Below are 24,575 nucleotides of genomic sequence, written 5' to 3' on the forward strand. Positions count from 1 at the left end.
CCAAGCTTACAATCAACTAGAAAATATTATCATATAACTCTCCCAAGCATAATCCTTCTTCCTTTGTATACTTAGCATTAATTAACAAAATATTATCTATTTTAGCTACAGGATCAACCCTAAGTTCATTATTTAGCTTACTAAATTTCTTTAATTTTTGTCTTGGAATACTTATAGTTAAGTTATTAATTTCTCTGAATAACTTATGTCTATCTGAATTTCTATCTTCAATAACTTCATCAAACAAATTCATATTTTTATTATATAAATCATTTGGGATTACTCTAACTGAATCTATATCTCTTAATACTTTTTGAGCTTCTCTGCTTGTATTTTCATATGGAATTATATTTTCTAAAACATTACAAGCTTCAATAAACTTCTTTAAAAATTTTGTTCCTTTTAACATTTCTTTTGAATATAATTTATCTACTAAATCTACTTTAATTGCTTCTTTTAATATTTGATTATCATAAGGCATTAATAATTCTATGCTTTTATTAAATATCTCCTCATCATAAACACCTCCAACTCCAGAAGCATTACTAGTATAAATAAATATATTCGGATCTGCTCCTTTAAAAGTTCTTTTTCTAAAACATCTTCCATATCTTTGAAACTGACTATCTAAGGTACTCATTTCACTTATTAAATAATCGAAATCAACATCTAATGAAGCTTCTACTATTTGAGTAGTTACCCAAATTCCACATTCTTTGTTACCTTCTTTAGTAAACTTCTTAATTTCCTCTTCCTTCTTGCTCCTATCATTGTTATTAAATAACGAGTGTAATAAGTTTACATTAACTTTTTTATCTTCTAACAGTTTATAATATTCAATAGCCTTATCAACTGTATTAACTATAACTAATACTTTGTTTTTCCTTCCAAGTTCAGAAACTTTCTCAACAGAATTAATTATCTCATCCTCTACTAATTTTATTTTGTGCCGATCATTATCTGATATAAATTTTTCTTCCTTAAACTCAATATTAAACTCTTTAAGTTTATCTTTATAAATTCTAGGCAAAGTTGCAGTCATTATCATAAACTTTCCACCCATTTCAATTAACTGCTTCACAGAATATAAAATTACTGCTGCTATCTCTGGTGAATAAGCTTGGATTTCATCTATTACCACTCTAGAATATGCCAAAGTTGCTAATACCTTTTCATACCCCAAATATTTAAAAGGATATTTAAATATCTGATCTATAGTTGAAAAACTTAGCTTTTTGTTTAAAAGTGAAGCCTCTTCATATGTTTTGTAAGCTTCATCATCTCCTTGCTTTTCCATATATTCTAGAGCACTTGAATGAAGAAGTCCTACACTGTCATACCCAATATCATCTTTTACCCTAGAATATAGTGCATTTAAACTTACTCTTAATGGCAATGTAAAAAAACCTTTTTTATCATTTATCCATAACAATGCACTTTCTGTTTTCCCTATACCTGTTGAAGCTATAATTAAAAGATTATCTTCCCTATTTTTCATTGCAAATTCTTGTGGAGCTCTAAAATCCCAATCCTTATTCTTAAAAAAATCTTCTGTGCACTTACCAACAGTTTTCTGTAACTTTTCTTCAACCTTAACATGGGCTGATGCAGAATGATCTAACCTATGAATCAATCCTTTAAGCATAATGTAAAATTTATAATTTTCATCTCTCTCTTTAATTCTTACTACATTTTCTATCTTTCCTGCATATCCCCCAAATACCTTGCTTATATTATTGCCCATATGCTTATTCATACCATCTAATTCTTTGTCCAAAGTATTTTTTATATATTCTTTTATCTCATTTTGATCTGGAATACTTTTTCGCTCATGATGATATGCTATAGCTTGATATATAATATTCCTTAGAGGTTCTGAAATTTGTTTTAACTCCTCTGTTGGAAGAAATGCTGGTGAAAGATAGTTATGTGGAATTTCTTCATGTTTATCACATGGAATCTCATTAAACTCCTCACTTTTTGGGTCAATATCTTTCATTTCTATTATCTTTTTTCTAAGCTTATTTTGAAATTGCACATTGCATTTACCATAGTCATGATATTCACAGCAAAACTCCAGCAGCTTCCAAAAATATTCTGGTTCCATAAAATTTCTAACCACATTATTAATTTCAATTTCATAAGTATTCTTAAGATTTTCATATTCTTTTAAAACATTATCTGTGTGCTCTTTTATTGTTTCCATAGGTTTAGTTTTTGCATAATATATCAATTTGTTTCACCTGCTCTTTATTAATTTAATCTTATTAATAAGCATATGAAATAACAGGGGCATGCACCAAAATATACTTACATGCTTACCTGTTATTTTTGAATATGACTTAAATATTGCCACTAGTCCATGAATTTATTTAAGCTAAAAATGCAATATCTTTTTCTATTGAATCATCATCTATATAATACTCACCATTATCTAATGATTCATCACATTCAACATATTTAACATTTATCTTTCCCCATTGTCTAAGATCATTTACAATTCTATATACTTTATTAATTTTGTATCCAATACCTCTTAAAGATGTTTGGTATTTATCTGGAACATACATTGAATACTTTAATTTAATATCCTTTTCATCATCAAATTCATCTTCTTTTAACAATTTATTCAATTCTACAAATTTAATATCATCCAGTCTTGCTAAATCTTCACGCCTTCCAAGTGTGAAAGCTGTATCAGTGGTTCTAAATCCTTCATAAATTTTATTCAAAGTATCTTCATCTGAAACCACATGAATTACTAAAGATACACCATAAAGCATATGAACATTTAATGGCATAGAAGTTATGTCATCTCCATTATAAAATCTAGTTGTATTATATGCTGTAAAAATCCCTTCATATTTTCCTTGAACAGATACTTCCATTTCATGATAATCATCTTTCCCTGCACCTATAATTCCATGGAGCATTCCAATTACTGTTGAATATGGTGGCAGTGGATATGTTTCTGTAACTTTAAATGCATATGGTTTCTTGTAACAAACAGTTTCCTGGTATAATTTCAATTTTAAAGCCTTCATCTAAAATCACACCCCATAATAAGCATTAACTTTGTTCTTTAATTGTTTAAAGAAACTTTCTATATTAGAAACTCCTTCTTTAACTAATTTATCTAGTTCTTCTTCATTTCCAAAAACTCCAGAAACTACTCCAATATTTGTATTGTCTTTAACATTACATTCAAGTATAGTCATATCTAAAGCATCTTCTAATGGCTTAGTTTTTATATTGAATTTTCCTTTATTAATTTCTAACTCGATTCTGCCCATAAAAAATGGATTAGCTATATCATATGTTCCACCAATTATAAATAATGGAGATAGATTTTCTTGTCTTCCTCTTATATTTCTATTAAGAATTTTTACTAAATCTAATAACTGATTAACTCTCTTTGCCTTTTCACTATTATCTAAATTTAAATCTCCATCTACTCCAACTTTATCTAAATCAATAGTGAGTGTATACGTATAATAGCTTAAGTGCTGTTCACTATTTGCTAAATTGGGATGTTCACCTATTCTATCAGCAAATCCTTTGTTACTTAAAAAATCCATATCACTTTTATATGGTTCTAATGAAATAGCTGTAGATACTCTTGCTACAGCAGGTCTAATTGCTGAACCACCTTTTTCATCTCCTTCTTTTTTGGCAGTTTTCATATATCCAAACAAATCCATTTCTTCTGAATCTTTTATTGTATACTGATTCTTAAATTGAATTGTTCCTTTACTCTTATCCACGGTTTGCAAATTCCATCCAAAAATCTCTTCACCAAGTCTTCTTACATCATAAGTTAAGGCTTGTCTAGTAGCTAATGTATAAAAATTCCCATCATTTCTAGTTAATTTTTTTAATTCTGAAATATTACCTATTCCCTCACCATAATTTAAACTTTGACCTTGAAATATAATACTGCATGTAATTGACTTACCCATATTAATTTTCCCCCTCTACTCTATCATCATTTTCTTTTCCCTTTGAATTTAATCCAGCAATAAAACTATGAGCTATTTCTTCAAAATCTAACTTCGATTCCTTCATAACTTCTAAAAATATCATTGGTATTTCCTTATCTACAGACATATATATTCTTATAATTGTGTCCATAAAATCTTTCTTGTTTTCTGCTTTAGCAGAATTTAATAATCGATAGCTCAATCCAGTTATTTTATTTTCACTATTATTTGATCTATAAATTTTAGATATATCAACACCTTGAAAATACAAGTAATTTAAATTTTTCTTTGCCAATTCATCCACCTTTTTGCAACCTCCTTTATATTGTTTTAAGTAATTTCTTATTCTAATTGTCCTTAAAATATCTCTATTAGCATATGCTTCTTCATTAACTAACGCTCTAAGTTCTAAATCTATAACATGCTTTAAATCTTTTCTTTGAATCATCAAATCAAAAATCTTCATTTTTTCTCTTGAATTTTTCATATTATCTAGTTCTGTATAAGTATCTTTATCTCTTAAAAACCTTGCTAGATATGTTGGTATATTAAAATAATTTAATTTAGAATTCCTTGATCTATAATCTGCATTAAACTCTACATAAAGAATATTTTCAAGTTGCCAAGAACTTATCTTTCTATTTTGCTTTACACTATCTAAAATAAATTCTTCAAATGTTCCATCTTTCTTAGTAACATTTCTAAAATTATCATTTCCCTGAATCAATTCTAATAGATCTCCCTCTATACTTACAAATCCATAATACAATTTATCATTATAATCATATTTGTCATTTAAATAGCTTTTAAATATCTTAGTACACCCAGCAGCAGTACAAAATAAAACAAGTTTACACAATGGACATATGGGATATCTGCTATCAAACATCCAAAAAAGATTTTTACTATTAGCATTACTTATTGCTAAAGGAATGAAGTTTCCATCAGTGTAGTCATCACCAAAGGAAATATTATCATCGCAGATTCTGCATATATTATAATTCTCTAATACATCATTAACAGATTCAGCTTTTCTCTTTTTCCCAAATAATGCTGTATTTATAATGGATACGACTCTATCTATATTATTCAATTCATTTTTAGGACACTTTGCTGCGTCTTCTTTTTTTATTTCAATATATTTTTTTAATTCAACTTCATCATTTGCCTTAATAATTTTTGAAAACTTTTCTCCATCTAATACTGGTTTTATATAATCTTTAAAAAACATTTCTTTTTGATAATCAATACTTTTATTGTTATGTGTAAGATTTAAAAAACTAATTTGTCCAAAGAAACTATTATATAAAATTGACTTAAAATTTATTACAGTCATAGGATGATTTAAATGTTCTAATTGAACAATATCTTCGTATTTTTTAACTAATTCTTCAACTTCTGCTAACTGTTCAAATTTGACCTTTCCAATCTTGGAATGTATATCTTTACATTTATCAAATTCAGCAACTTGTAATTTTTCTATCTTTTTATTTCTCTCTCCTATAACTTTTTTGATATCATTTAATCTCTCTTGAAATTTGTCTTTATCCTTTGCAGCTCCTAACAGCTTATTTAGTTTTTCATTCATTGACTCAGAAACATTATATTCATTTATAAAATAGTTATAATAATAAGTAGGAAAATCTTCTAAGAGCTCTGAATCAAATTCTATAAAGTCACTTGAAACATTATAATTATATTTATCTACATCCAAACCATAGTAATCCTTGTTATAATTAATGATTCTATTAAATCCTACAATTCCTAGCTTATAAAACCACTGCTCAGAATTATATATTTTCACGTCTCACACCTCCTCTACACCAAATCAAATAATCCAAACCCTTCGCTTCTTCTAAATCCAACCCCCAATTGCTTTAATAAGTTTAAATCTTCTATGCTCCCTTGCAATTTAAATATGCCAGCATAGCCTTCTATATATATAAATTCCTTACCATTTAATAATTTGAAATCTGTTATTTTCTCTTTTGCAACTACTTTTTTCATTTTTACTGGAGTAAACTTTAACTCTTCTTTTAAACCTTTTCCATTATAAGTTTCTAAAGCAATATTAGATATATAGTTTAATTCAGCATTAAATTGTTCTAAATCCTCAATAGCTACAGCCCTATTATCTTTACTCTTAATATTTATTGGTGAAAGGGTCTTACATAAAATTTCACCTTCGCTAATCAATTTTTCTTTCTCCAAAAGTACTTTTTCAATGTTTATTTTATATTTTTTATACTCATGCTTCCTTAATCTTAATAAGCCATTGTAAAGAATTATTCCAAAATTATAATCTGGTGTTGATATAATTATTGAACCTTGTCCATTTAAATTCACTTCTTCTTTTTCAATTTTGTAATCTTTAAAAAATACAGAAAAAGTAAATGGCTTTATTCTTTTATTTTTCTTTTCCTCATAGTAATACATATTTTTGAAATACTCTTCATCAGATATCTCTAAGGATTTTTTTATTACACTAGAAATCATCATTCGGTAGCTCAATGGAAACTTGTTTTCTTCCGCTTTAAATATCACTTTAATCCTCATATAATCTCACCTCCCTTCAATCTTTAGTTATTTTATCTTTTAAAAACATATTACAACCTTTCCTAGACATATGTTGTCAAGATAATTAATTTCAAATATTTTTTATCATTTCTTTTAATTTTTTATGAATATCCTGCTTTAATTCTTCTGGCTCAATTACCTTGACGCAAGTTCCCATGCTAAGAATCCATGATATTATTTCTGGACCGCCAGTCATGGTTGCTTTAAATATAATCTTATCTTGAAATACAGTATCATCTATTTCTTGATTTTCAACCCATATTCTTTCTTTAATTGTATTAGCCATTGGATATTTGATTTCTAACTTCAAATTATATTTTTCACCTCCAAATATACCAATACTGTTTTTCTTATAATCTTCTAACAATTTTTTTACATCGACAACTTTTTGAAATTTTTCAGAAGTGATCTTGTAATCCATAATTCTCCTAAGCTTAAAAAAGCGTATCTCATCCCTCAAAAGACAAAAAGCCACTAAGTATTTTTCACCTTTATATGTGATAAATTGATATGGTTGTACTCTTCTTTCCGTACTCTCACCTTTATTATCTTTATACTCTATTATAAGTTCTTGATTATCCAGAATATTTTTATAAATGTCTTCAGATACTTTTTTTAGATCCCTATCCATTCTATTTACTCTTGAATAGGGTATAATCTGTTCACAGGAATCTTCTTCATCTTCACTATTAAAAATAGTATAATTTATTTTTTCTATTGCCTTAATTAATTTAGGATTATTTTCAATATAGTTAGCATCTAAAGATGAAATTGCTTCTTTCAATAAAATAACTTCTTCCTCCGTCAATACTTCTTTAAACGGAAAATATGCTGCATTTAATTTATATCCTCCATTTTTTCCAGATATGGATTCTATATCAAAAAATTCATCTAAATTTTCTTTATATCTCCTCACCTGTTTCTCATCTACCTCTAATCTGCTGGCGATATCCTTTGCCTTAATTGTTCCACCTGACTTTAGTATAAATAGCATTTTCAATGTGTTATTCAAATTCCCCATAAATTACCTCCAATATAACTATATTTTAACATATTTTTTATAATATTGAATAAAATTGTCGCAAACAAAAATACCTCACGACAACGCATTAGCATTATCATGAGGTAGTATTAATACATATTTTAAATTCAATATCACTTTATGATTTTAAAATAAAATTATCCTTAAAATTATATAAGCTCATATTTGTAATATTCATTTTTTGATATCATATAATTATAAAAACTTCATTAAGAATTTGATTAGATACTGTAACTCTCTTATAACATTTCAATTAATACTTTAATCAAAAAAATTGAAAGTACAGTTATAATTATAGGACGTGCTATTTTTGCTCCACTTTTAGTAAAATAACCTGCACCAAAATAATTTCCTGCAATACTAAATAAACCTGCTGCTATACCTAAAGGAAACAATACTTTCGCATTTATAATGAAAGTTGCCAATCCAGCTATATTTGATGATAAATTAATAGCTTTTGTTGTTCCTGCCGCATTATTTAAACTTAAATTAGCAATTCCAGTCAATAATAAAATCAAAAAAGTTCCAGTCCCTGGTCCATAAAACCCATCATAGGCTCCAATTAAAAAAGCTATTAACATACACTTAAAATATGTCTGAATATCCACATCATTTTCAATATTTTGCTTTTGATTGAAATCACGTTTACGCAGCACATAAAATGCAGTAACAGGTAAAATTACTAACATTAATAATTTTAAATATGAATCATTTATTTTTAGAGAAAGCATTGCCCCTAATGGTGATCCTAGTAAAGCGCAGATTACACTGCATGCTGCCAATTTTAATTTTATGTATCCATTTCTAGCAAAACGATATGTAGCTATAACAGTTCCCATGCTAGAACTCATTTTATTTGTTCCAATTGCAAAATGAACTGGAACTCCAGCAAGCATGTATGCTGGAAGCGATATAAGTCCCCCTCCTCCTGCTATTGCATCAATAAAGCCTGCAAGAAATACAAGCGGACATACTATAATATATTGAATCATTTCTACCCCCATAAGTTTTAGTCATAAATTGATATTAACAATTAATTAAAATAAAATCAAATTCATATACATTGTACTATTTACTATCTATCAAACAACTGCATTAAATCGTCCTTTGACAGACTGCTAAGTAAGCTGCTGTTTTGAAGCCCTCCAGTCAAAATATCATTAATAAGCTCTTTCTTATCTTCCTGAAGCAAAATAATTTTTTCTTCTATTGTACCTTTGGCAACTAATCTAATTACTTCTACTTCCTTTTCTTGGCCAATTCTATGAGCTCTATCCGTTGCTTGATCTTCAACTGCTGGATTCCACCAGGGATCAAAATGTATGACTAGATTTGCTGAAGTTAAATTAAGTCCAGTACCTCCAGCTTTTAAAGAAATTAAAAACACTTTAACCACTTCACTGCTATTAAATTCCTTAACTAGTTTAATTCTATCCTTTGGTTTTGTCTTTCCTTGTAAATGAAAAAAGTTAATTTCTTCTTTATTTAAGCGTTCTCCAATTTTATCTAAAGCTGAAGTAAACTGTGAAAATAAAAGAACTTTACTTCCAGTCTCAATATGTTCTTTGATAAGTTCAATGACCACTTCTAATTTTCCACTTCCACCATCATAATCCTCTAATATAAGTGAAGGATCTAAACATATCTGCCTAAGCTTAGTTAAATATGAAAGAATCTCAATTCTTTTATCGTTATTATCCTTCATTTTTGCCTTAACTCTTTTGACATAATTACTATATAAACCTTTTTGAGCTGCCGTCATTTCAACTAAAAGCTTCTTTTCTACCTTATCTGGCAGTTCCTTCATTACTTCATTTTTAGTCCTTCTCAAAATAAATGGTTTTATTAAAAGTTTAAGACTTTCTAAATTCTCTTCTCCTTTTGAAATAAATTTTTCTTGAAATACTTCCTTAGAATATAAGTATCCAGGCATTACAAAATCAAATATAGACCAAAGCTCAGTCAAGTTATTTTCAATAGGTGTCCCGGTTAATGCAAACTTTATTTTAGCTTTGATCTCTTTTATAACCTTTGTATTTTGAGCAGAAGCATTCTTTATGTTTTGGCCTTCATCAATGATACAATAGTCAAAGCTAATATCTTCATAGTAATTTATATCTGATCTCAAAGTTCCATAAGTTGTTAAGATTACGTCATAATTACTACTATTACTTATTTCTTCAATTCTTTGTGCTCCATGTACAATTAGTATGTTTAGACTCGGAGCAAATTTTTGAAATTCTTCTTTCCAATTATAGATTAGAGAAGTAGGACAAACTATAAGGCTTCTTTTACTTTTTTCTGAAAGCAAAAATGCAATTGTTTGAATTGTTTTTCCTAGCCCCATTTCATCTGCTAATATTCCACCAAAGCCTAATTCACTTATGGTTTTAAACCATTTAAAGCCCCTCATCTGATATTCTCTAAGTTCTCCTACAAAGTCATCTGGTAAAAATATTTTCCTGCTATTTATATTGGCTAATTTTTTTTCTATATCATTTAACTCATTAGTTCCTTTAATGCTGCCTAATCCCTTATTCACTATATTTTCATATAAATATAATGCTTTACTTTTTTCTACTTTAACACTTCCATCTACTAGGTTCTGATCAATGTTTAAAGCTTCCAAAAGCTTAAAAAATCCACGTACATTATCATCTTCAAAATCTAAAAAATCATTATTTCTTGTTTTATAGAACCTATTCTTGCTTCTATAAGCTTCAAAGGCCCTGTTTAGCTCCTTTAATTCTAGATTTCCAATATTATAAGAAAAATTATATTCTCCAGAATTCTCAAATAAATTAGCTTTAATGAATTCTGAAGTGTAAATTTTTCTATCACTTATTCCATTTCCTAAAGTGATCTTTCCTAACCCTTCAATGCTATCTCCTACACCTTTTAATAAATCAAATAATTCCTCATCTCCACCTGTGAACATGAATTTATTTTTCATTTTTATAAAATTTCTTTTTTCCATTTCTAAGAGTACTTTCTCTTCTTTTATATTATCTCTTATAAAATTATCTTCTCTGCTATTTTTATTTAATATATTAACTCTTTTACCACCATAATTTAGGATTGAATCACAATATATTCTCCCCTCATCCTCAAATACCAAAAATTCAACTTTTAATGAGTTAGCTACAAGGTTTCTTAGGCTTTCTGAAATATTAATATTTTCAGTTATACTGCTTAAGATTGAAATTAGTTCAATATAAGTTTTTATATTTTTACTATAAACAATTTCTCCGTAAGCCTTGAGTTTTTCATGTAATTTTACATAATTATCACTTTGACTTTTTGAAGGAAGGTAAAGTTCATTTTTAAAGTAATAAACTTCGTTGCTTGAATTTAGCGATACAGGCAGCTGCTTATGAGTCGATAAAATTATCCGCTCTTTATCATCCTTTAAATTAAAAGTTATTGGCATATCCTTATGAAGGATCGGTACAGTAAATTCTATATGCTCAAACTTAAATTTGATTTTTCTATTTTCTATTCCTTCTAAAAATATTCTGAGTTCATTAGGCTTAAGTATAAGCTTTTCATTTCTTGAAGCTGTAAGCACTTCATAATACTCAGACTCTTTTTCTGTTTTTCGAATAAGCTTAGTAGTTTCAGTATTCCCCCATATTTTATACTTATCTACAATGCTTTTTTCTGAATCTTCTCTAGTTTCATTATGACTCTTTGATAATAGACTGAAAAGTTTGTTGCTAGTAGCAGTTATATGACTACACATTAAGGTATATCCATTTGAAGCAAATTCTTTGAATTCATCGCATGAACATTTTGCTCCCTCTAGCTTTTTCTTTTGAAGATCAATTTTAATGTGAGTATTAAACTCTTTAATTTTATTTTTATCTGTTACTTTACCATATACATGGTAAATATCTCCTATCTTCTTACCTTTAAAATATGTCACTAAGCCTCTATTAAAAAGCTCTTCCCCTTCATTTTTCATAGCATTAGATGCAGACTTAAATATTATTGCTTTTAATTCATTTAGTTTCAAAGAATCACCCCTTTCACTCTTTTAATAAAAACAATCATAATTTCCATAGGTAATATTATAACATAGTAATTGATATCCTTTTGATTTATTACTAAAAGAACCCATGAAAATCTAAGACTTTAGATTTTCATGGGTATTACGTTAAATGAGAGAGATAACAAGTTCATTAAAAATTTTTATTAGTTATTTTTAATTAATTCTCCTACTTTTTTATCTACTATTACAGTAACATCTTTATGCATTTGAAGCATAGTTGCTGGATTTTTGCTAGTTATCTTTCCAGAAAAGATTTCTTTTACTGCATCAGCTTTACTATCACCATTGGCAAGCAATAAGATTCTCTTTGATTTCATAATTTGACCTACTCCCATTGTCAATGCTGTTTTTGGTACTTCATCGATTGAGTTAAAAAATCTTGAGTTGGCAGCAATTGTACTTTCAGTTAATTGAGTCAAATGTGTGCCAGAAGTCAATGCATCAGCAGGTTCATTAAATGCTATATGTCCATTGCTTCCTATTCCTAAAATTTGTATATCTATTCCACCTAACTCGTCAATTTTCATATCGTAATTTTTAGCCTCTTCCTCAATATCTTTTGCTAATCCATTAGGTACAAAAGTATTTTCCTTTTTTATGTTTATATGATTAAATAAATTTTCATTCATAAAATATCTATAACTTTGAGGATCTTTTTCACCTAATCCTATATATTCATCTAAATTAACAGTCTTAATTTGAGAAAAATCTATTTCATTATTTTTATTCATTTCAATAAGTTCTTTGTAAGTTCCCACTGGAGTGCTTCCAGTTGCTAGTCCAAGGATTGCATTTGGGTTTTCATTAACTACAGCCTTTATTTTATCTGCTGCAACTCTGCTCATTTCTTCATAATTTTCAACGACAATTAGTTTCATATCAATTACCTTCCTTCATCTGTATATTAATTGTCAATGATCAGTGATCAATTGTCCTTTTTTGATTTCCAAAGGAAACCAACCTACGCTGATCTTTGATCCTCAATCATTGAACATTGTTTATCATTGCCACATTCCTATTCATTTCTAAATATTTCATAATTATTGTTCCTGTTAATTGCATATTACTATATAATATTTATAAATTAAATACTTTAGAAAGCTTTAGAAACCTGTTGTCATGGAATGGAACATGTTATCATAGAAGTAGAGAAAATTCTAAAATAAGAGGTGCTATAAGATGCTTGATATAACAAAATTGTTTGGAGATATAAAACTCACGACTCTCGAAGAAAGCGTAATTACATATATATTAACTAATCTTGATAGTTGCATGGAAGAAGGTATAAGAGGAATAGCAAAAAAAACATATACTTCTACTTCAACAATAATGCGACTATCAAAAAAACTTGGCTATAATGGTTTTGTAGAATTAGTATATTCACTTAAACTAAAATTATCCACCGAAGATAGCAGCGAATTTATTAATGCTATAGAAAATAAACAAATTTTTGCGACTAATTATGAAAATGCTGTTGATGATTTTATTGATTATATAGAAAAAGGAAATATATTAATATCTGGAGAAGGTTTTTCAGAACTTGTTTCAAAGTATATGTATATGAAACTCTTAGTTCTTGGTAAAAAGAGCGTACTATCAACTTTTATAGATTTTGATATTCTTTTTGATAACCATGTAGAAACAATATATTCAGTTATGCTTATTTCAAAATCAGGTGAAGGTGGTCATTGTGTAAAAACCTGTATGCTTGCAAAAGAAAGAAATTTAAAAGTAATTTCATTTACTGGAAATGCCCAAAGTACACTAGCCAAAAACTCTGATATCACTTTCATAATTCCAGACTGCGAAAAATTAGATAATGACAACTATTATCCTAATCCTTTCTTTGGATACTGCATTGAAACTTTCGAGCTTGTAATTTATAAGTATTTTTCAAAATATAATGTTAAGCCAAGAACATCCAAAAATACATAAAAATAAAAAGATTGCCAGAATCAAATGTTCCAGCAATCTTCCTATTTTTAAAATTTAGTAGAAAATTTTTGCTTAAATTTATAAAAGAGCAAATATAAATTTTGCAAAACATCACTATTAATTAAGGTTCACTAAGTTATGATCTAATACATTCTTATTTTGTATATTATTAATTAATCCAAGCTCCATTAGCTCCTAATACATAACCATCAACAGTTGTATTAGAAAGCATTGCACCTGATGCATTTAAGTAGTACCAAGTTCCATTATCATTAACCCAACCTGTTTGCATAACTCCTGATGCATTTAAATAATACCAATTTCCGTTGTCACTAACCCAACTAGTTTGCATAACTCCTGCTGTATTTAAATAATACCAATTAGCTCCATCTTGTAACCAATCTGTAGCATTAGTTCCATCTGCCTTAACGTAGTGCCAAGTTCCATCTGCAGCTTTAGCCCATCCTGTAGCAGTAGTAGTTGTAACTGCTGCTGAAGTAGTTGTATCTGCATCTTTAGTATCAGTTTTTCCTCCGATTACTGCATAAACTTCATCATCTTCATTCCAAGCAACTATATTATCTGCATCATAAACAGACATTTTATTAAATGATCCGTCTACTTTATATACTTTATTCCAATCAGAATCATTATCCCATTGATAAATATTTCCGCTATCTAATCTCCAAACATTTCCATTAGCATCAACTTCAACACAGTTTGAACTGTCTTCAATATCCTCATCTGATGAATCATTTAAATCAGTGTAATATAAACCATTATCTGATTTTAATTCTGCTGTTTGTATTTTAACTTTGCTACCTGAAATTGTATACCCAGTTACTTTTCCATTAGCTATAGCAAAATTTGTATAACTAGCAAAATCATCACTAGCCTTTTTCCCATCTTCATCACAAATTATATAAGTTGTAACTGTTTTAGCATATTTAGCTCCACCAATCTCATCAGAGTTTTGAGCCTTAGATATTTTTTGAACTGCTGTGAACTCATATCCATTAGTTACAGGTCTATATACATTGGAATCAGAGATTGATTTTCCACCTATTTCATAAATTGTAGAGTGATTATCCGTATTTTTAACAGTTACTGTAACTATTCTATATATATAATCCTTATCTTGTCCAATTACTTTATCTTGTGCTACAGTTGCAGAAAGTGAATCTTTTGATGATGCTGTATCATATGTGTCATTTGTATTTTCTATATATTCTGATTTAACAACTGATGCTGTAGTTGTTGTAACTTTTATTTTTCCTAAATTGTAATCAGCATCAATATAATTTCCATTATCATCAGTAAATACATTTAAAGTAGCAACACCATTAGATGATTGAGCAGCAAATCCATTTGTTGCATCTTTATTGGCCAATTTAACATAATACCATGATTCTCCGAATTTAGCATTTGGAATATCATTTGTTTCATCTATTGTTTGTACATAATCTGCTGCATATTTATTTCCATCTTTAAGATATCTTCCATCTGTATCAGCTTTAACTTTCTTTTTCAAATTAGTTGCAGCATCATCTCTTGTATTCTCATCAATAGATTCATCTGTAACTTTACCATTTGTTAAATCAACAAAGTTATCTCCATCACTAAGATTTACATATTTAGTTCCATAAGTTGCTGTATCAGATCCAGCATCAATATCTGATAATTCATTGTATTTTCCACCAACTAAATAATAAGAGGCTTCATCTTTATCATTGATTTCTGCATCAATATAAACCTTACCATCTTTATAAGCTACTGCATTATAAACAGTACCATCCTGTGAGTCTACCTTTTTTACATCTGCAGCAAAAGCAGCTGTTGGCATTAAAGATACAACAGACGCTGATGCTAATAATAATGAAGCTATTTTTTTTGTTCTTCTAAACATATTTTTCCTCCTAAAAATTCTAATTTATTGTGAACTCCCACAAATATTTATTTTTCTAACTTTTAAGTTAGATCTTTATATTTTCATCCAGCACTTTCTATTTTAATTACAAAATATTTTATGCTGAAAGTAAATAACACTTTAAAACACTCAAGTATCTTTTTATAACTTTTTACAAACCTCAGTATTAATATATTGATTAAAATCATACTCAAGTATGTTATGTTTTAATTTTATCATCAAATAGTAATTAGTCAATAGTTTTTAATTATTTTTTTACTTATTTAAACTTCATAGTTTGCTTTTAAATAAAAAAAGTTGCCCGAATAGCAACAACTTACGCTATTCAGACAACTTCTATATTAAAATTTATTTTTTTTAATTTTATAAAAAGTTATGGTTTAAATATAATCTCAAATAATTTTCTCAATTCAGCTTTTTCATCAAAAGTACCTCCAGAAGAACTCCATTTTACAAATATGCCCAATACACCTGCAAAATAGCTAGATAATAATTCATCTGAACTAAAACTATTTCTTATTTCACCATTATGTTGACCTTTTACAATTAACTTTATTAATAATTCAAAATATTCTTTCAACCTCTCATTACTACCCATATATAAATGAATCAATTCATTTCTTTCAAGTATATCAGTTATTATTACATTTTTAAACAAGTTAGGTCCAATTTCTAACATACTTTCTATAAAGTATAGTTCTATAGCTTTCCATAATTGCTCATAAGTTGAATCTATAGTAATAATCTCATTCATAATGGTATAAGTATCTTTTTTTATTAATGTGTTATAGTAACTTATAAGTAAATCATTTTTAGATTTATAATGATGATAAAATGAACCTTTTGTCACTCCACATTCATCACATATCTCATCTATTGACACTTTTCCAAAATCCTTTTCTTTAAACATTTTTATTGCTTGATTTAATATTTTCTCTTTCATGCATTCCATATGTATTCCCCAATCAGTTAATATATGATACTATTCTAATTCTATATTAATTCATTAATAAATATAATACCACTATATTCAAATACTATCAATTGTAATATTATCTCAAACTTGACACATTATATTTTTTAAAAATAAAGACCACTGAGAGCATTCTATTGCTCCAAAGTGGTCTTCTAAATTTTTATTTCTTTAAAATATTTTCTCTTACCATTAATAGCTTTATAGATTTCTCCTATTAACAATATCATTTTTTACATGGCTATCTTTTTTTATAATAATTGGATTAGTATCAGCTCCAATTATACGCACACCTTCATCTACAATTACATTCTTATCTAAAATAGCATTTTTTATGTATGCATTCTTCTTAATATTCGCGCTTGCCATAATAATAGATTGTTCAATTATGGCAGATTCAGAAATTTTACATCTTCTAGCAATCAGTGAATCTACGACTGTTCCATCTACTATAGATCCTGAAGCAAAGTGACTATTATTTACAATAGAATTTTGTGCATAATAAGTAGGAACTTCATTTGCCAATTTTGTATATATTTTTTGATTTGAGTATAGCAATGAATTAAATTTACTTGATTTAAGCATGTCCATATTAGCACGATAATATGATTGTATATCATAAATATTACTTAAATATCCTGTATACTCATAATTCATGCAAGATATTGTATTTATTTTTTCTCTAAGAATTTTGATTATGCTTTCTGCTTTTTCATCATAATTTTCTAATACTTTTATAAGCCATTCCGTTCTTACGATAAAAATATCCATACATAAGTTGTATTTTTCATTAGGTTCTAATTTCTCCTTGCAATTATCACTAAGTGAAATATTTCCATCTGATTGTAAATCAATTAATAAATTGTCACAAGAAATATTTTCAGAAGTAACACGTTTATAAACTACAGTCATGTCACGATTACTATGTTTATGAATTTTAATAATTGCCTTTAAATCTATGTTGCATAGCATTTTACTTCCCATAATTACGGTTATTTCTGAACTCGATTTTCGTAAATAATCCACAATATGTGAAATAAAGCCTTGCTCATATTCACCTTCTTGATTTTTCTTATTAAAATGCATAATAAACTTGTTTCTTAGAGAATCTAATCCCCATTCTTTTCCACCATTAATATGATCAAATACTGACTGCATATCGTCTTGGTTCATTAATAGAAATAGTGCCTGAATATTTGCATTTATAACATTTGATAATTGAAAATCAAGCAAACGGTATTTACAATCAAATGGTAGCATTGCCAATGGACGATGAGCTATCAAATCATTTAAATCTCCATGACAATTTAAATTATCAATTATCCCACTTACTCTATTAGTATTCATTTGAAACCACCCCTATCACTTCTGAATTACCAACAACATATATTTCTCCTTCTGAATATACTGTTGCATTGTCACCTACTACAGCATTTTCCCCTATGATTGCATTCTTAATGAAAACATTCTTTCCAATTGTTGCACCAGGCATAATAACACTTTTTTCTATTTTGCTTCCTTCCTTAACACGTACATCAGTAGATAAAATCGAGTCTTTAATTTCTCCTGCAATATAGCATCCATCTACAATTAAAGAATTTTTAATAACTGCTGTTTCAGTGAAAAAATGAGGTGGTGAAATTGTATTTTTAGAATAAATTCTCCAATTATGATTACGCATATCTAAATCATTTTCAATATTAATAAACTCCATATTGGCTTCCCAAAGAGAATCAATTGTTCCAACATCTTTCCAATACCCATCAAAACGAAAAGCATATACATTTTCTCCCGACTCTAGATATGATGGAATTACATGTTTTCCAAAATCAATCATTTGACCATCTTTAGAATAACTATTAATTAAAACTGCTCTAAGCCTTTGCCAATTAAAAATGTATATTCCCATTGAAGCCAAATTGTTTTTTGGTTCTTCTGGTTTTTCTTCAAACTCTATAATACGAGAATTTTCATCAGTATTCATAATTCCAAAACGAGAGGCTTCATCAATTGGCACTTCTATTACTGCAACAGTTAGAGATGCATTTTTTTCTTTGTGGAATTCTAACATTTCTTCGTAATTCATTTTATATATGTGATCACCTGATAAAATCAAAATGTATTCAGGATTTACTTGATCAATATAAGCAATATTTTGGTATATAGCATGTGCAGTCCCTTGAAACCACTTTTCTCCATCAGAACTAGAAAAAGGTTGCAAAATTGTCAAGCCTGAATCAATACCATCAAACCCCCAACTAGAGCCATTTCCCAAATGGCTATTTAAAGCTAAAGGTTGATATTGTGTTACAACTCCTACCTCTTTTATTCCTGAGTTTGTACAATTACTTAAAGTAAAGTCTATAATTCTGTATCTCCCCCCAAATGGTACTGCTGGTTTAGCAATATGTTTAGTTAATGCACCCAAGCGAGTTCCTTGACCACCTGCTAGTATCATAGCTAGCATCTCTGTTTTCATCATAATATTAGGTGAATAAATCACCTTCCCCCCTTCCATAAATCCTTTATCTTTATATAAAGATAATACTTTCACTAATTGATATCATTAAACTAAATCTTGATGTTTTCTAATTATGTGCATTATTTCTAGTCGTTTATAATTCATTCTCTTCAGATATGTAATAAATTTAATAATTAATTCATTATATTTCTGTATTTTTTAATAATATGTTTTCGATACCTTTGTAGCTCCATATATATTCATGACAACCTAAATAATTATAGGATGTAGTAACCGCAGTTTGTACAAACGTTTACAAAACAAAAATACAAAAGATCTCGTTTAATTTTGAGTTAAAATTTTCCTAATGAATACACACCTCAAATAATTTTTTGACTGCTAATAATCCCTCCTCATTACATAATTTTCTTTAAGTAAACGTATTCAAATCGTTATAGAGAATGTACTTGTTTATGCTTATATGATAACTTAATTAAATATAATTGTCAAGGTTAGGATAAAGAGGGCATAGATGTAAAATCAAGTTATACTTTGGGAATACAATCAATAATAGAACTTTTTTAATTACAAAATCCTTCTTAAATTATAAGAAGGAATCCTCGAAACTTTATGTTGCTTCAAGTATTCCTCTTATTTGTTATTTCATATAGATATCCAAATTAATAATCAAACTTATAAATGGAATATACATGCATCATTGAGAAATTATAATTGTAACACTACATTAGAAATTAGATACATTTTTCTGGAAGCAGGCATGTGAAATTGAGCTGATGATGGTTATTAATGAGGCTTGTTTCATTTACTCAACTACCCCACTTTCTTGCTCTTCTAATAAACTTTTATTATCAAGCTTTTTGAAAAATGGGAAATAAATAACCGCTGAAAAGACAATAAGTGCTAATTGCAATAACGCCATCATAAAACCACCCTGCATGAAAGCACTAAATACTACTGGTATTCCAAAAGGAAGCTGAAAGCCTGCAACATGAGGAATTAAACCTATATATATTGCTAAATAAGCTACAATAGCTTGAACTATTGGAACCCCTATAAATGGTATAGCCATAATTGGATTGAATACCATTGGAAGTCCGAAAACAATTGGTTCATTTATACAAAATAATCCAGGTATAATAGAAAGTTTACCTAACATTTTCAACTTTTCACTCTTAGCTAGAAAAACCATAAGAATACAAAGTCCTAAAGTTCCTCCTGCTCCACCAATTCCGAAAAATAGATTATAGAATTGTTGTGTTATTATATGTGGTACTTGAGTTCCTGCCGTATAGGCTGCTAAATTTTCTATATCCATAGGAAGATATAACGCAGTTATAAAGCTACTTACTACCAATGATCCATGCATTCCAAAGAACCATAAAATCATTTGAATTAAACCAATAATTAAAAATGAAAAGAAATTATTACCTAATTTAGATAATGGCACTTGTATAATTGAATAAATAAATTTAGTGAATGATCCATATCCAGTAGACATAAATATTCCTGTAATTGTTATAAACACTATTCCTACTATAACCGCAGGTATTAATCCTGAGAAGGTATTTGATATAGTACCAGGAACTGAATCTGGCATTTTTATTACTATTTTCTTATCTAAAAGAAACACATACAAACGAGTCGCTACCAAAGCAACTATCATACCTGTAAACAAACCTTGTACACCAAACCAAGTAAGTGAAAACATGTTTGCACCAGATATATTATCCATAGGTGTTACTATTAAGAAGCAAAATACACTAAGTAATGCCGGTATAATAGGATCTTTTTGAAAACTTGCAGCTAACTTATATGCTATTAAAAATGATGCATATAATCCTAAACATCCAATAGATAAGTTATATGGAATCAAAAGAATTTTAATTAATCCACTTGTTCCCAAAAAAGCTTGCCAAGGTGCAATTGGAATTCCAACGAACATAATTGCAAAGGATCCAATCATCAACACTGGGAGTGCTGACATCAAGCCATTAGAAATTGCCTGCAAGTATTTATTAGTTTGTATAGTATACGCAATTTTTTGTACTTTTTCACTATTCATTGTCATAAATTTTACCTCCAAATTATATATTAATTAAATTATTGTTTTTTCAACTACTAATAACCAGTCTCCCTGTTCCTTTTTTAATGGAAATTCAAATGACCCATCTTTTATATTCAAAGCTTCAAATGCTGTTGTATATTCTCCGCTTCGAGGATCAAACCACGTTCCTGCATATTCACCATTTACTAATCCGTGAATTTTCATAGTCTTTCTTGCTGTATCTCCATAATAAATAATCATTTTATCTTTACTTTCATTAATAGATGCTAAAGGAACTTTTTTACCAAAAAGATTGTTATCATTTACATTGCCTGCATCTTCATAAGGCATAAATTCCCAGAAGCGTGTTTTTTCATAAAAAGCTTTCATATATCCCATCTGTTTGGCTCCTATTCCATCAATAGCCTCATACCAAGTTATATCAAAGCGATTAAAAATATTCATAGGATTCGGTTCACCTTTTTCCCATACATTGTCCCAAATTCCCTGTGCACCATAAGTATAACCACATCCACCTAACTGTATTGACATATATGCTACTCTTCTCAGCATATCTGCTGTACACATTCGAGTTCCATTTTCCTCTAATGTAGAGCAGAACTCATAAAAACACTCTGCTTCTATAAACGGCTTTTTAGAATATTTTTTATTAAATTCTCTATAATGATTAGGACTTATTGGCAAATCTCCATGTCCTGCCTGATTTAAAGTAAAATCAAACCAGCTTTCATCTTGATAATAATCTGCAAATGGTCTCTCATTTGTATAATGAGCAGTCTGCAATGTTCCATAACAATCTAATTTTTCTATGTATAAAGCAACTTCCCTCCAACCATTTATTAATATTTCTCTTTCTTCACCACCATTATACCCAGCAACTTCTCCTGCTAGTGTCCAAACTATAGGTAATGCACCGTATCTTGCTACTATGTATCTTGCTAAATTCTTTTGACCTTCTACATCATTGATTATTGACATGAACCAAGCTAAACCTAATGCATTTACAATCCCTAAATCCGCTATATAATGCATACGCTTATCAAGTTCATTCTGATAAAATTCAATATTAGGAAGTTTCCCATTTTCACTTTTAATCCAATAATTTTTATCACCTTTCATAATGGAATCGCTTCTAAGATTAGTTTGGTAGACATTATAGCCTTGATCTACACGCTTTTTAACCATACCTTTGAACATGCTATCCATTTCCGCGTGATTGGACTCATCCCAACGTTCTTTATAAGCAAATTCCCAATGAGTATCACCTAACCAAAAGAATGGAGTCCCATCAGCATATATTAAATATCTTCCAGATGAATGAACATTTAAAAATCCATGTCGATAAATTTCTAAATCACCAGTATATTCAATGCATTCTATTTCACCAGCTAGGTTATTTAGTCCAGATTCTTCATCTGCAATAATTTTATAATTCCAAAAGCCCAATTCTATAGGTGCAAAAGAGATTTTATAGGTATTCTCCCCATCCCAATACGCCTCTCTTTTAAGCTTCAACCCTGATGGGGATGTAAAAACAGCTATTATGCTTACATCTATAAAAGGATTTTCATAACTGCAATTACTACTAAACGCTAAAATTATCTGACGCCATTTTTCTACTTTCTGATTTGCATAATTCATTATTTTAATCCCCTTTTTCTTGCTAACCCTATTGCTATTTCTATTAATTCCTCTGCATCTTCTTTACAAATAAAGCCTTTTGATATTTGTTCTTCAGTATCTAATGTGATTAATTTTCTATAATTCTCAATATCACCATATAATTCTTTAAGCATTCCTGAAGAAAATGCTTCTTGATATCCAAACAAACCATCTTTATCTGAATCTAGATCTACAAAACTCATTCCAACCTCTATATTACTTGTACTGTTATAACGTCCTGTTGGATAATTAAGCAAGCAAGATCTTAAACCCCCTAATGCATTTCCAAAAGCATCCTTGCAGTTTTCTCCGTCTGCATCAACCTTAATACGTTTACAATGATTGGGAGCAACTCCAGTTCTAACCCAATGAAACAAGTTTCGAAAGGCTGCAGCAAAAAAAATCTGGGATGGATAATCATTACCTTCTTCATGTTTTCCTATATATTTAGGAAGATGATTTATTCTTTTTAAATCAGGATCATTTTGATAATAATTAACATAACTATACATGGTATCATGACTAGCTCCAGTAACTTCATATAATCTATATTTAAAATCTGGACTATCGCTATCCTGCCTCATTGTACGCCAGCTTTCAAATCTACCATTTTCACTTTCTGTTTGTACTGCTATAAAAGGTTCACTGACTTTTTCTATTCTTGATAATTTATAATCATACTCTTTAAGTAATTCATATTGATTTACTGGTATAATTAGATTACGTACACCACCACCTGTTAAATAGCCATCAAATACTGCACTCCCCTTAGAAACTTCTGGACGATATGCAAAACTATTTACATATCTAAAAAGATAACATGCTGATTGGGACCATCCTGTTAAATAAAGGTGTTTTCTCGGATACTTAAGCAATGGGTTTTTTTCTTCATCTGAACGTATTAACCATGCTAAATCTGTTAACATGTCCCAAAATAATCCTGTCTCATATGTAAGATCAATATCTGGCAATATGTTTTTTCTTTTTAAGGCTTCTTCTATTTCAAAAGAAAATGGAATTTCAGGCGTTGGATTTTTCCAGGATAAGCTTTCATATCTCTCTTCATTAAATTCCAACATTTTCTTTATAGTATTTGGCTTACTAGTTATACCGATATAAATATCTCCATTTCGTATAAATTCCTTATGACCTAAGATCCACATACGATCTATTTCCATAAATGATGTTGGATTAATTATTTCTATTACAACATTTCCACTGCAAGCCTCTGGATTCTTTGGACCACGAACGACAAATCTATTAATATACGGAGCATCTTCTGTTGCTACTTCTACTTTTTCATTTTTATCAATAGAACGATACACATTAGCTGTACCATACATAAAATATTCTGTCTCTTCATATCCTTTTTGAGATAGCTCGCAATACTTTTCAGCAGTAGCAAATGGATAATTGGTATCTGTTATTGATAGCTGTTTAATTTTATTTATCATAGCTTTCCTCCTGTTCCTTCTAAGGCACAATCACTGTAATCCTTTTCCTGGTGGATTTTAATTAATAACAATATTACTTACAACCATTACTTATTAAATATCTTATAAATATTTACTTAAAATTATAAAACCAACTAGAATTATCATTTCTATTTTTCACTTAAAAATGCTTGTTTATTTTTCACTTATCTCTAATAATTTATATCTTTTTTTAGCAATTTATCTACTACAAACTCCAAGATATACAATCATTATATTACATCAAAAACTTCCAAATGCCTCTATTTTATTAACTACAAGTACCTCTTAAAAATTTGAAATTCCTGAATTTCATCAAATATTTTTTATTAATGTTTAAATAACTCTTAATTAAGTATGTATTTATTATATATCGTTTTCATAAATATTTCAATATTTTAAATAAATT

At 28.6% G+C, this 24,575-nt stretch carries 17 protein-coding genes; 1 reads left to right on the forward strand and 16 read right to left on the reverse strand.

Annotated features, from left to right (window positions below):
- Positions 1-16: 16 nt before the first annotated feature.
- The 9 genes from CSPA_RS23385 to nagB all read right to left on the reverse strand — a co-directional run bounded on the left by CSPA_RS23385 (position 17) and on the right by nagB (position 12,528).
- Positions 17-2,233 (reverse strand): CRISPR-associated helicase/endonuclease Cas3, encoded by a 2,217-nt coding sequence (locus CSPA_RS23385; RefSeq protein WP_015394874.1) that lies wholly within the window; start codon positions 2,231-2,233, stop codon positions 17-19.
- Between the two features lie 139 nt (positions 2,234-2,372).
- Entirely contained in the window at positions 2,373-3,044 is a 672-nt protein-coding gene (gene cas5b / locus CSPA_RS23390) for a type I-B CRISPR-associated protein Cas5b (RefSeq protein ID WP_017810384.1), read from the reverse strand.
- Positions 3,045-3,050: 6 nt separating this feature from the next.
- Positions 3,051-3,959, reverse strand: a complete 909-nt coding sequence (cas7i, locus tag CSPA_RS23395; RefSeq protein WP_015394876.1) for a type I-B CRISPR-associated protein Cas7/Cst2/DevR — start codon at positions 3,957-3,959, stop codon at positions 3,051-3,053.
- 1 nt (position 3,960) lies between these two features.
- Positions 3,961-5,784 (reverse strand): type I-B CRISPR-associated protein Cas8b1/Cst1, encoded by a 1,824-nt coding sequence (gene cas8a1 / locus CSPA_RS23400; protein WP_015394877.1) that lies wholly within the window; start codon positions 5,782-5,784, stop codon positions 3,961-3,963.
- A gap of 14 nt (positions 5,785-5,798) precedes the next feature.
- Complete coding sequence (cas6, locus tag CSPA_RS23405) at positions 5,799-6,536, reverse strand: CRISPR-associated endoribonuclease Cas6 (RefSeq protein WP_015394878.1); 738 nt, start codon at positions 6,534-6,536, stop codon at positions 5,799-5,801.
- A 91-nt stretch (positions 6,537-6,627) separates the two neighbouring features.
- On the reverse strand, positions 6,628-7,578 hold the full coding sequence (locus CSPA_RS23410; protein ID WP_015394879.1) for a helix-turn-helix transcriptional regulator: 951 nt from the start codon (positions 7,576-7,578) through the stop codon (positions 6,628-6,630).
- 260 nt (positions 7,579-7,838) lie between these two features.
- Positions 7,839-8,591 carry a sulfite exporter TauE/SafE family protein gene (locus CSPA_RS23415; RefSeq protein WP_015394880.1) on the reverse strand — a complete coding sequence of 251 codons (753 nt, stop codon included), beginning with the start codon at positions 8,589-8,591 and terminating at the stop codon, positions 7,839-7,841.
- 83 nt (positions 8,592-8,674) lie between these two features.
- Positions 8,675-11,614, reverse strand: coding sequence for a DEAD/DEAH box helicase (locus CSPA_RS23420; protein ID WP_015394881.1), 2,940 nt, complete (start codon positions 11,612-11,614; stop codon positions 8,675-8,677).
- A gap of 179 nt (positions 11,615-11,793) precedes the next feature.
- On the reverse strand, positions 11,794-12,528 hold the full coding sequence (nagB, locus tag CSPA_RS23425; RefSeq protein ID WP_015394882.1) for a glucosamine-6-phosphate deaminase: 735 nt from the start codon (positions 12,526-12,528) through the stop codon (positions 11,794-11,796).
- 301 nt (positions 12,529-12,829) lie between these two features.
- Here nagB and CSPA_RS23430 point away from each other — a divergent pair, with 301 nt between their 5' ends.
- Positions 12,830-13,585, forward strand: coding sequence for a MurR/RpiR family transcriptional regulator (locus CSPA_RS23430; RefSeq protein ID WP_015394883.1), 756 nt, complete (start codon positions 12,830-12,832; stop codon positions 13,583-13,585).
- Between the two features lie 169 nt (positions 13,586-13,754).
- On the opposite strand, the gene CSPA_RS23435 is transcribed toward CSPA_RS23430, so the two are convergent.
- The 7 genes from CSPA_RS23435 to CSPA_RS23465 form a co-directional block, all read right to left on the reverse strand.
- Positions 13,755-15,491, reverse strand: coding sequence for an N-acetylmuramoyl-L-alanine amidase family protein (locus CSPA_RS23435; RefSeq protein WP_015394884.1), 1,737 nt, complete (start codon positions 15,489-15,491; stop codon positions 13,755-13,757).
- Between the two features lie 394 nt (positions 15,492-15,885).
- Positions 15,886-16,464, reverse strand: a complete 579-nt coding sequence (locus CSPA_RS23440; protein ID WP_015394885.1) for a TetR/AcrR family transcriptional regulator — start codon at positions 16,462-16,464, stop codon at positions 15,886-15,888.
- A 222-nt stretch (positions 16,465-16,686) separates the two neighbouring features.
- The gene (gene glgD, locus CSPA_RS23445) at positions 16,687-17,832 is read right to left on the reverse strand and encodes a glucose-1-phosphate adenylyltransferase subunit GlgD (protein ID WP_015394886.1); all 1,146 of its coding nucleotides are present in this window, start codon (positions 17,830-17,832) and stop codon (positions 16,687-16,689) included.
- Entirely contained in the window at positions 17,822-18,967 is a 1,146-nt protein-coding gene (locus CSPA_RS23450; RefSeq protein WP_200864806.1) for a glucose-1-phosphate adenylyltransferase, read from the reverse strand. The genes glgD and CSPA_RS23450 overlap by 11 nt, the downstream gene beginning before the upstream one ends.
- Positions 18,968-19,769: 802 nt before the next feature.
- Entirely contained in the window at positions 19,770-21,035 is a 1,266-nt protein-coding gene (locus CSPA_RS23455) for a PTS sugar transporter subunit IIC (protein WP_015394888.1), read from the reverse strand.
- A gap of 27 nt (positions 21,036-21,062) precedes the next feature.
- The gene (locus tag CSPA_RS23460) at positions 21,063-22,673 is read right to left on the reverse strand and encodes a glycoside hydrolase family 140 protein (protein WP_015394889.1); all 1,611 of its coding nucleotides are present in this window, start codon (positions 22,671-22,673) and stop codon (positions 21,063-21,065) included.
- Positions 22,673-24,148, reverse strand: a complete 1,476-nt coding sequence (locus CSPA_RS23465; RefSeq protein WP_015394890.1) for an alpha/beta hydrolase domain-containing protein — start codon at positions 24,146-24,148, stop codon at positions 22,673-22,675. The genes CSPA_RS23460 and CSPA_RS23465 overlap by 1 nt, the downstream gene beginning before the upstream one ends.
- Positions 24,149-24,575 lie beyond the last annotated feature (427 nt).

The sequence above is a fragment of the Clostridium saccharoperbutylacetonicum N1-4(HMT) genome (assembly GCF_000340885.1).
Lineage (GTDB): Bacteria > Bacillota > Clostridia > Clostridiales > Clostridiaceae > Clostridium > Clostridium saccharoperbutylacetonicum.

What these genes read in the sequence shown, in the direction of transcription:
- CSPA_RS23455 (WP_015394888.1), bottom strand. Translation starts at nt 21,035, where the DNA reads ATGACAATGAATAGTGAAAAAGTACAAAAAATTGCGTATACTATACAA.
- glgD (WP_015394886.1), bottom strand. Translation starts at nt 17,832, where the DNA reads ATGAATACTAATAGAGTAAGTGGGATAATTGATAATTTAAATTGTCAT.
- CSPA_RS23435 (WP_015394884.1), bottom strand. Translation starts at nt 15,491, where the DNA reads ATGTTTAGAAGAACAAAAAAAATAGCTTCATTATTATTAGCATCAGCG.
- cas7i (WP_015394876.1), bottom strand. Translation starts at nt 3,959, where the DNA reads ATGGGTAAGTCAATTACATGCAGTATTATATTTCAAGGTCAAAGTTTA.
- cas6 (WP_015394878.1), bottom strand. Translation starts at nt 6,536, where the DNA reads ATGAGGATTAAAGTGATATTTAAAGCGGAAGAAAACAAGTTTCCATTG.
- CSPA_RS23430 (WP_015394883.1), top strand. Translation starts at nt 12,830, where the DNA reads ATGCTTGATATAACAAAATTGTTTGGAGATATAAAACTCACGACTCTC.
- CSPA_RS23465 (WP_015394890.1), bottom strand. Translation starts at nt 24,148, where the DNA reads ATGATAAATAAAATTAAACAGCTATCAATAACAGATACCAATTATCCA.
- nagB (WP_015394882.1), bottom strand. Translation starts at nt 12,528, where the DNA reads ATGAAACTAATTGTCGTTGAAAATTATGAAGAAATGAGCAGAGTTGCA.
- CSPA_RS23410 (WP_015394879.1), bottom strand. Translation starts at nt 7,578, where the DNA reads ATGGGGAATTTGAATAACACATTGAAAATGCTATTTATACTAAAGTCA.
- CSPA_RS23450 (WP_200864806.1), bottom strand. Translation starts at nt 18,967, where the DNA reads ATGATGAAAACAGAGATGCTAGCTATGATACTAGCAGGTGGTCAAGGA.
- CSPA_RS23440 (WP_015394885.1), bottom strand. Translation starts at nt 16,464, where the DNA reads ATGGAATGCATGAAAGAGAAAATATTAAATCAAGCAATAAAAATGTTT.
- CSPA_RS23415 (WP_015394880.1), bottom strand. Translation starts at nt 8,591, where the DNA reads ATGATTCAATATATTATAGTATGTCCGCTTGTATTTCTTGCAGGCTTT.
- cas5b (WP_017810384.1), bottom strand. Translation starts at nt 3,044, where the DNA reads ATGAAGGCTTTAAAATTGAAATTATACCAGGAAACTGTTTGTTACAAG.
- CSPA_RS23460 (WP_015394889.1), bottom strand. Translation starts at nt 22,673, where the DNA reads ATGAATTATGCAAATCAGAAAGTAGAAAAATGGCGTCAGATAATTTTA.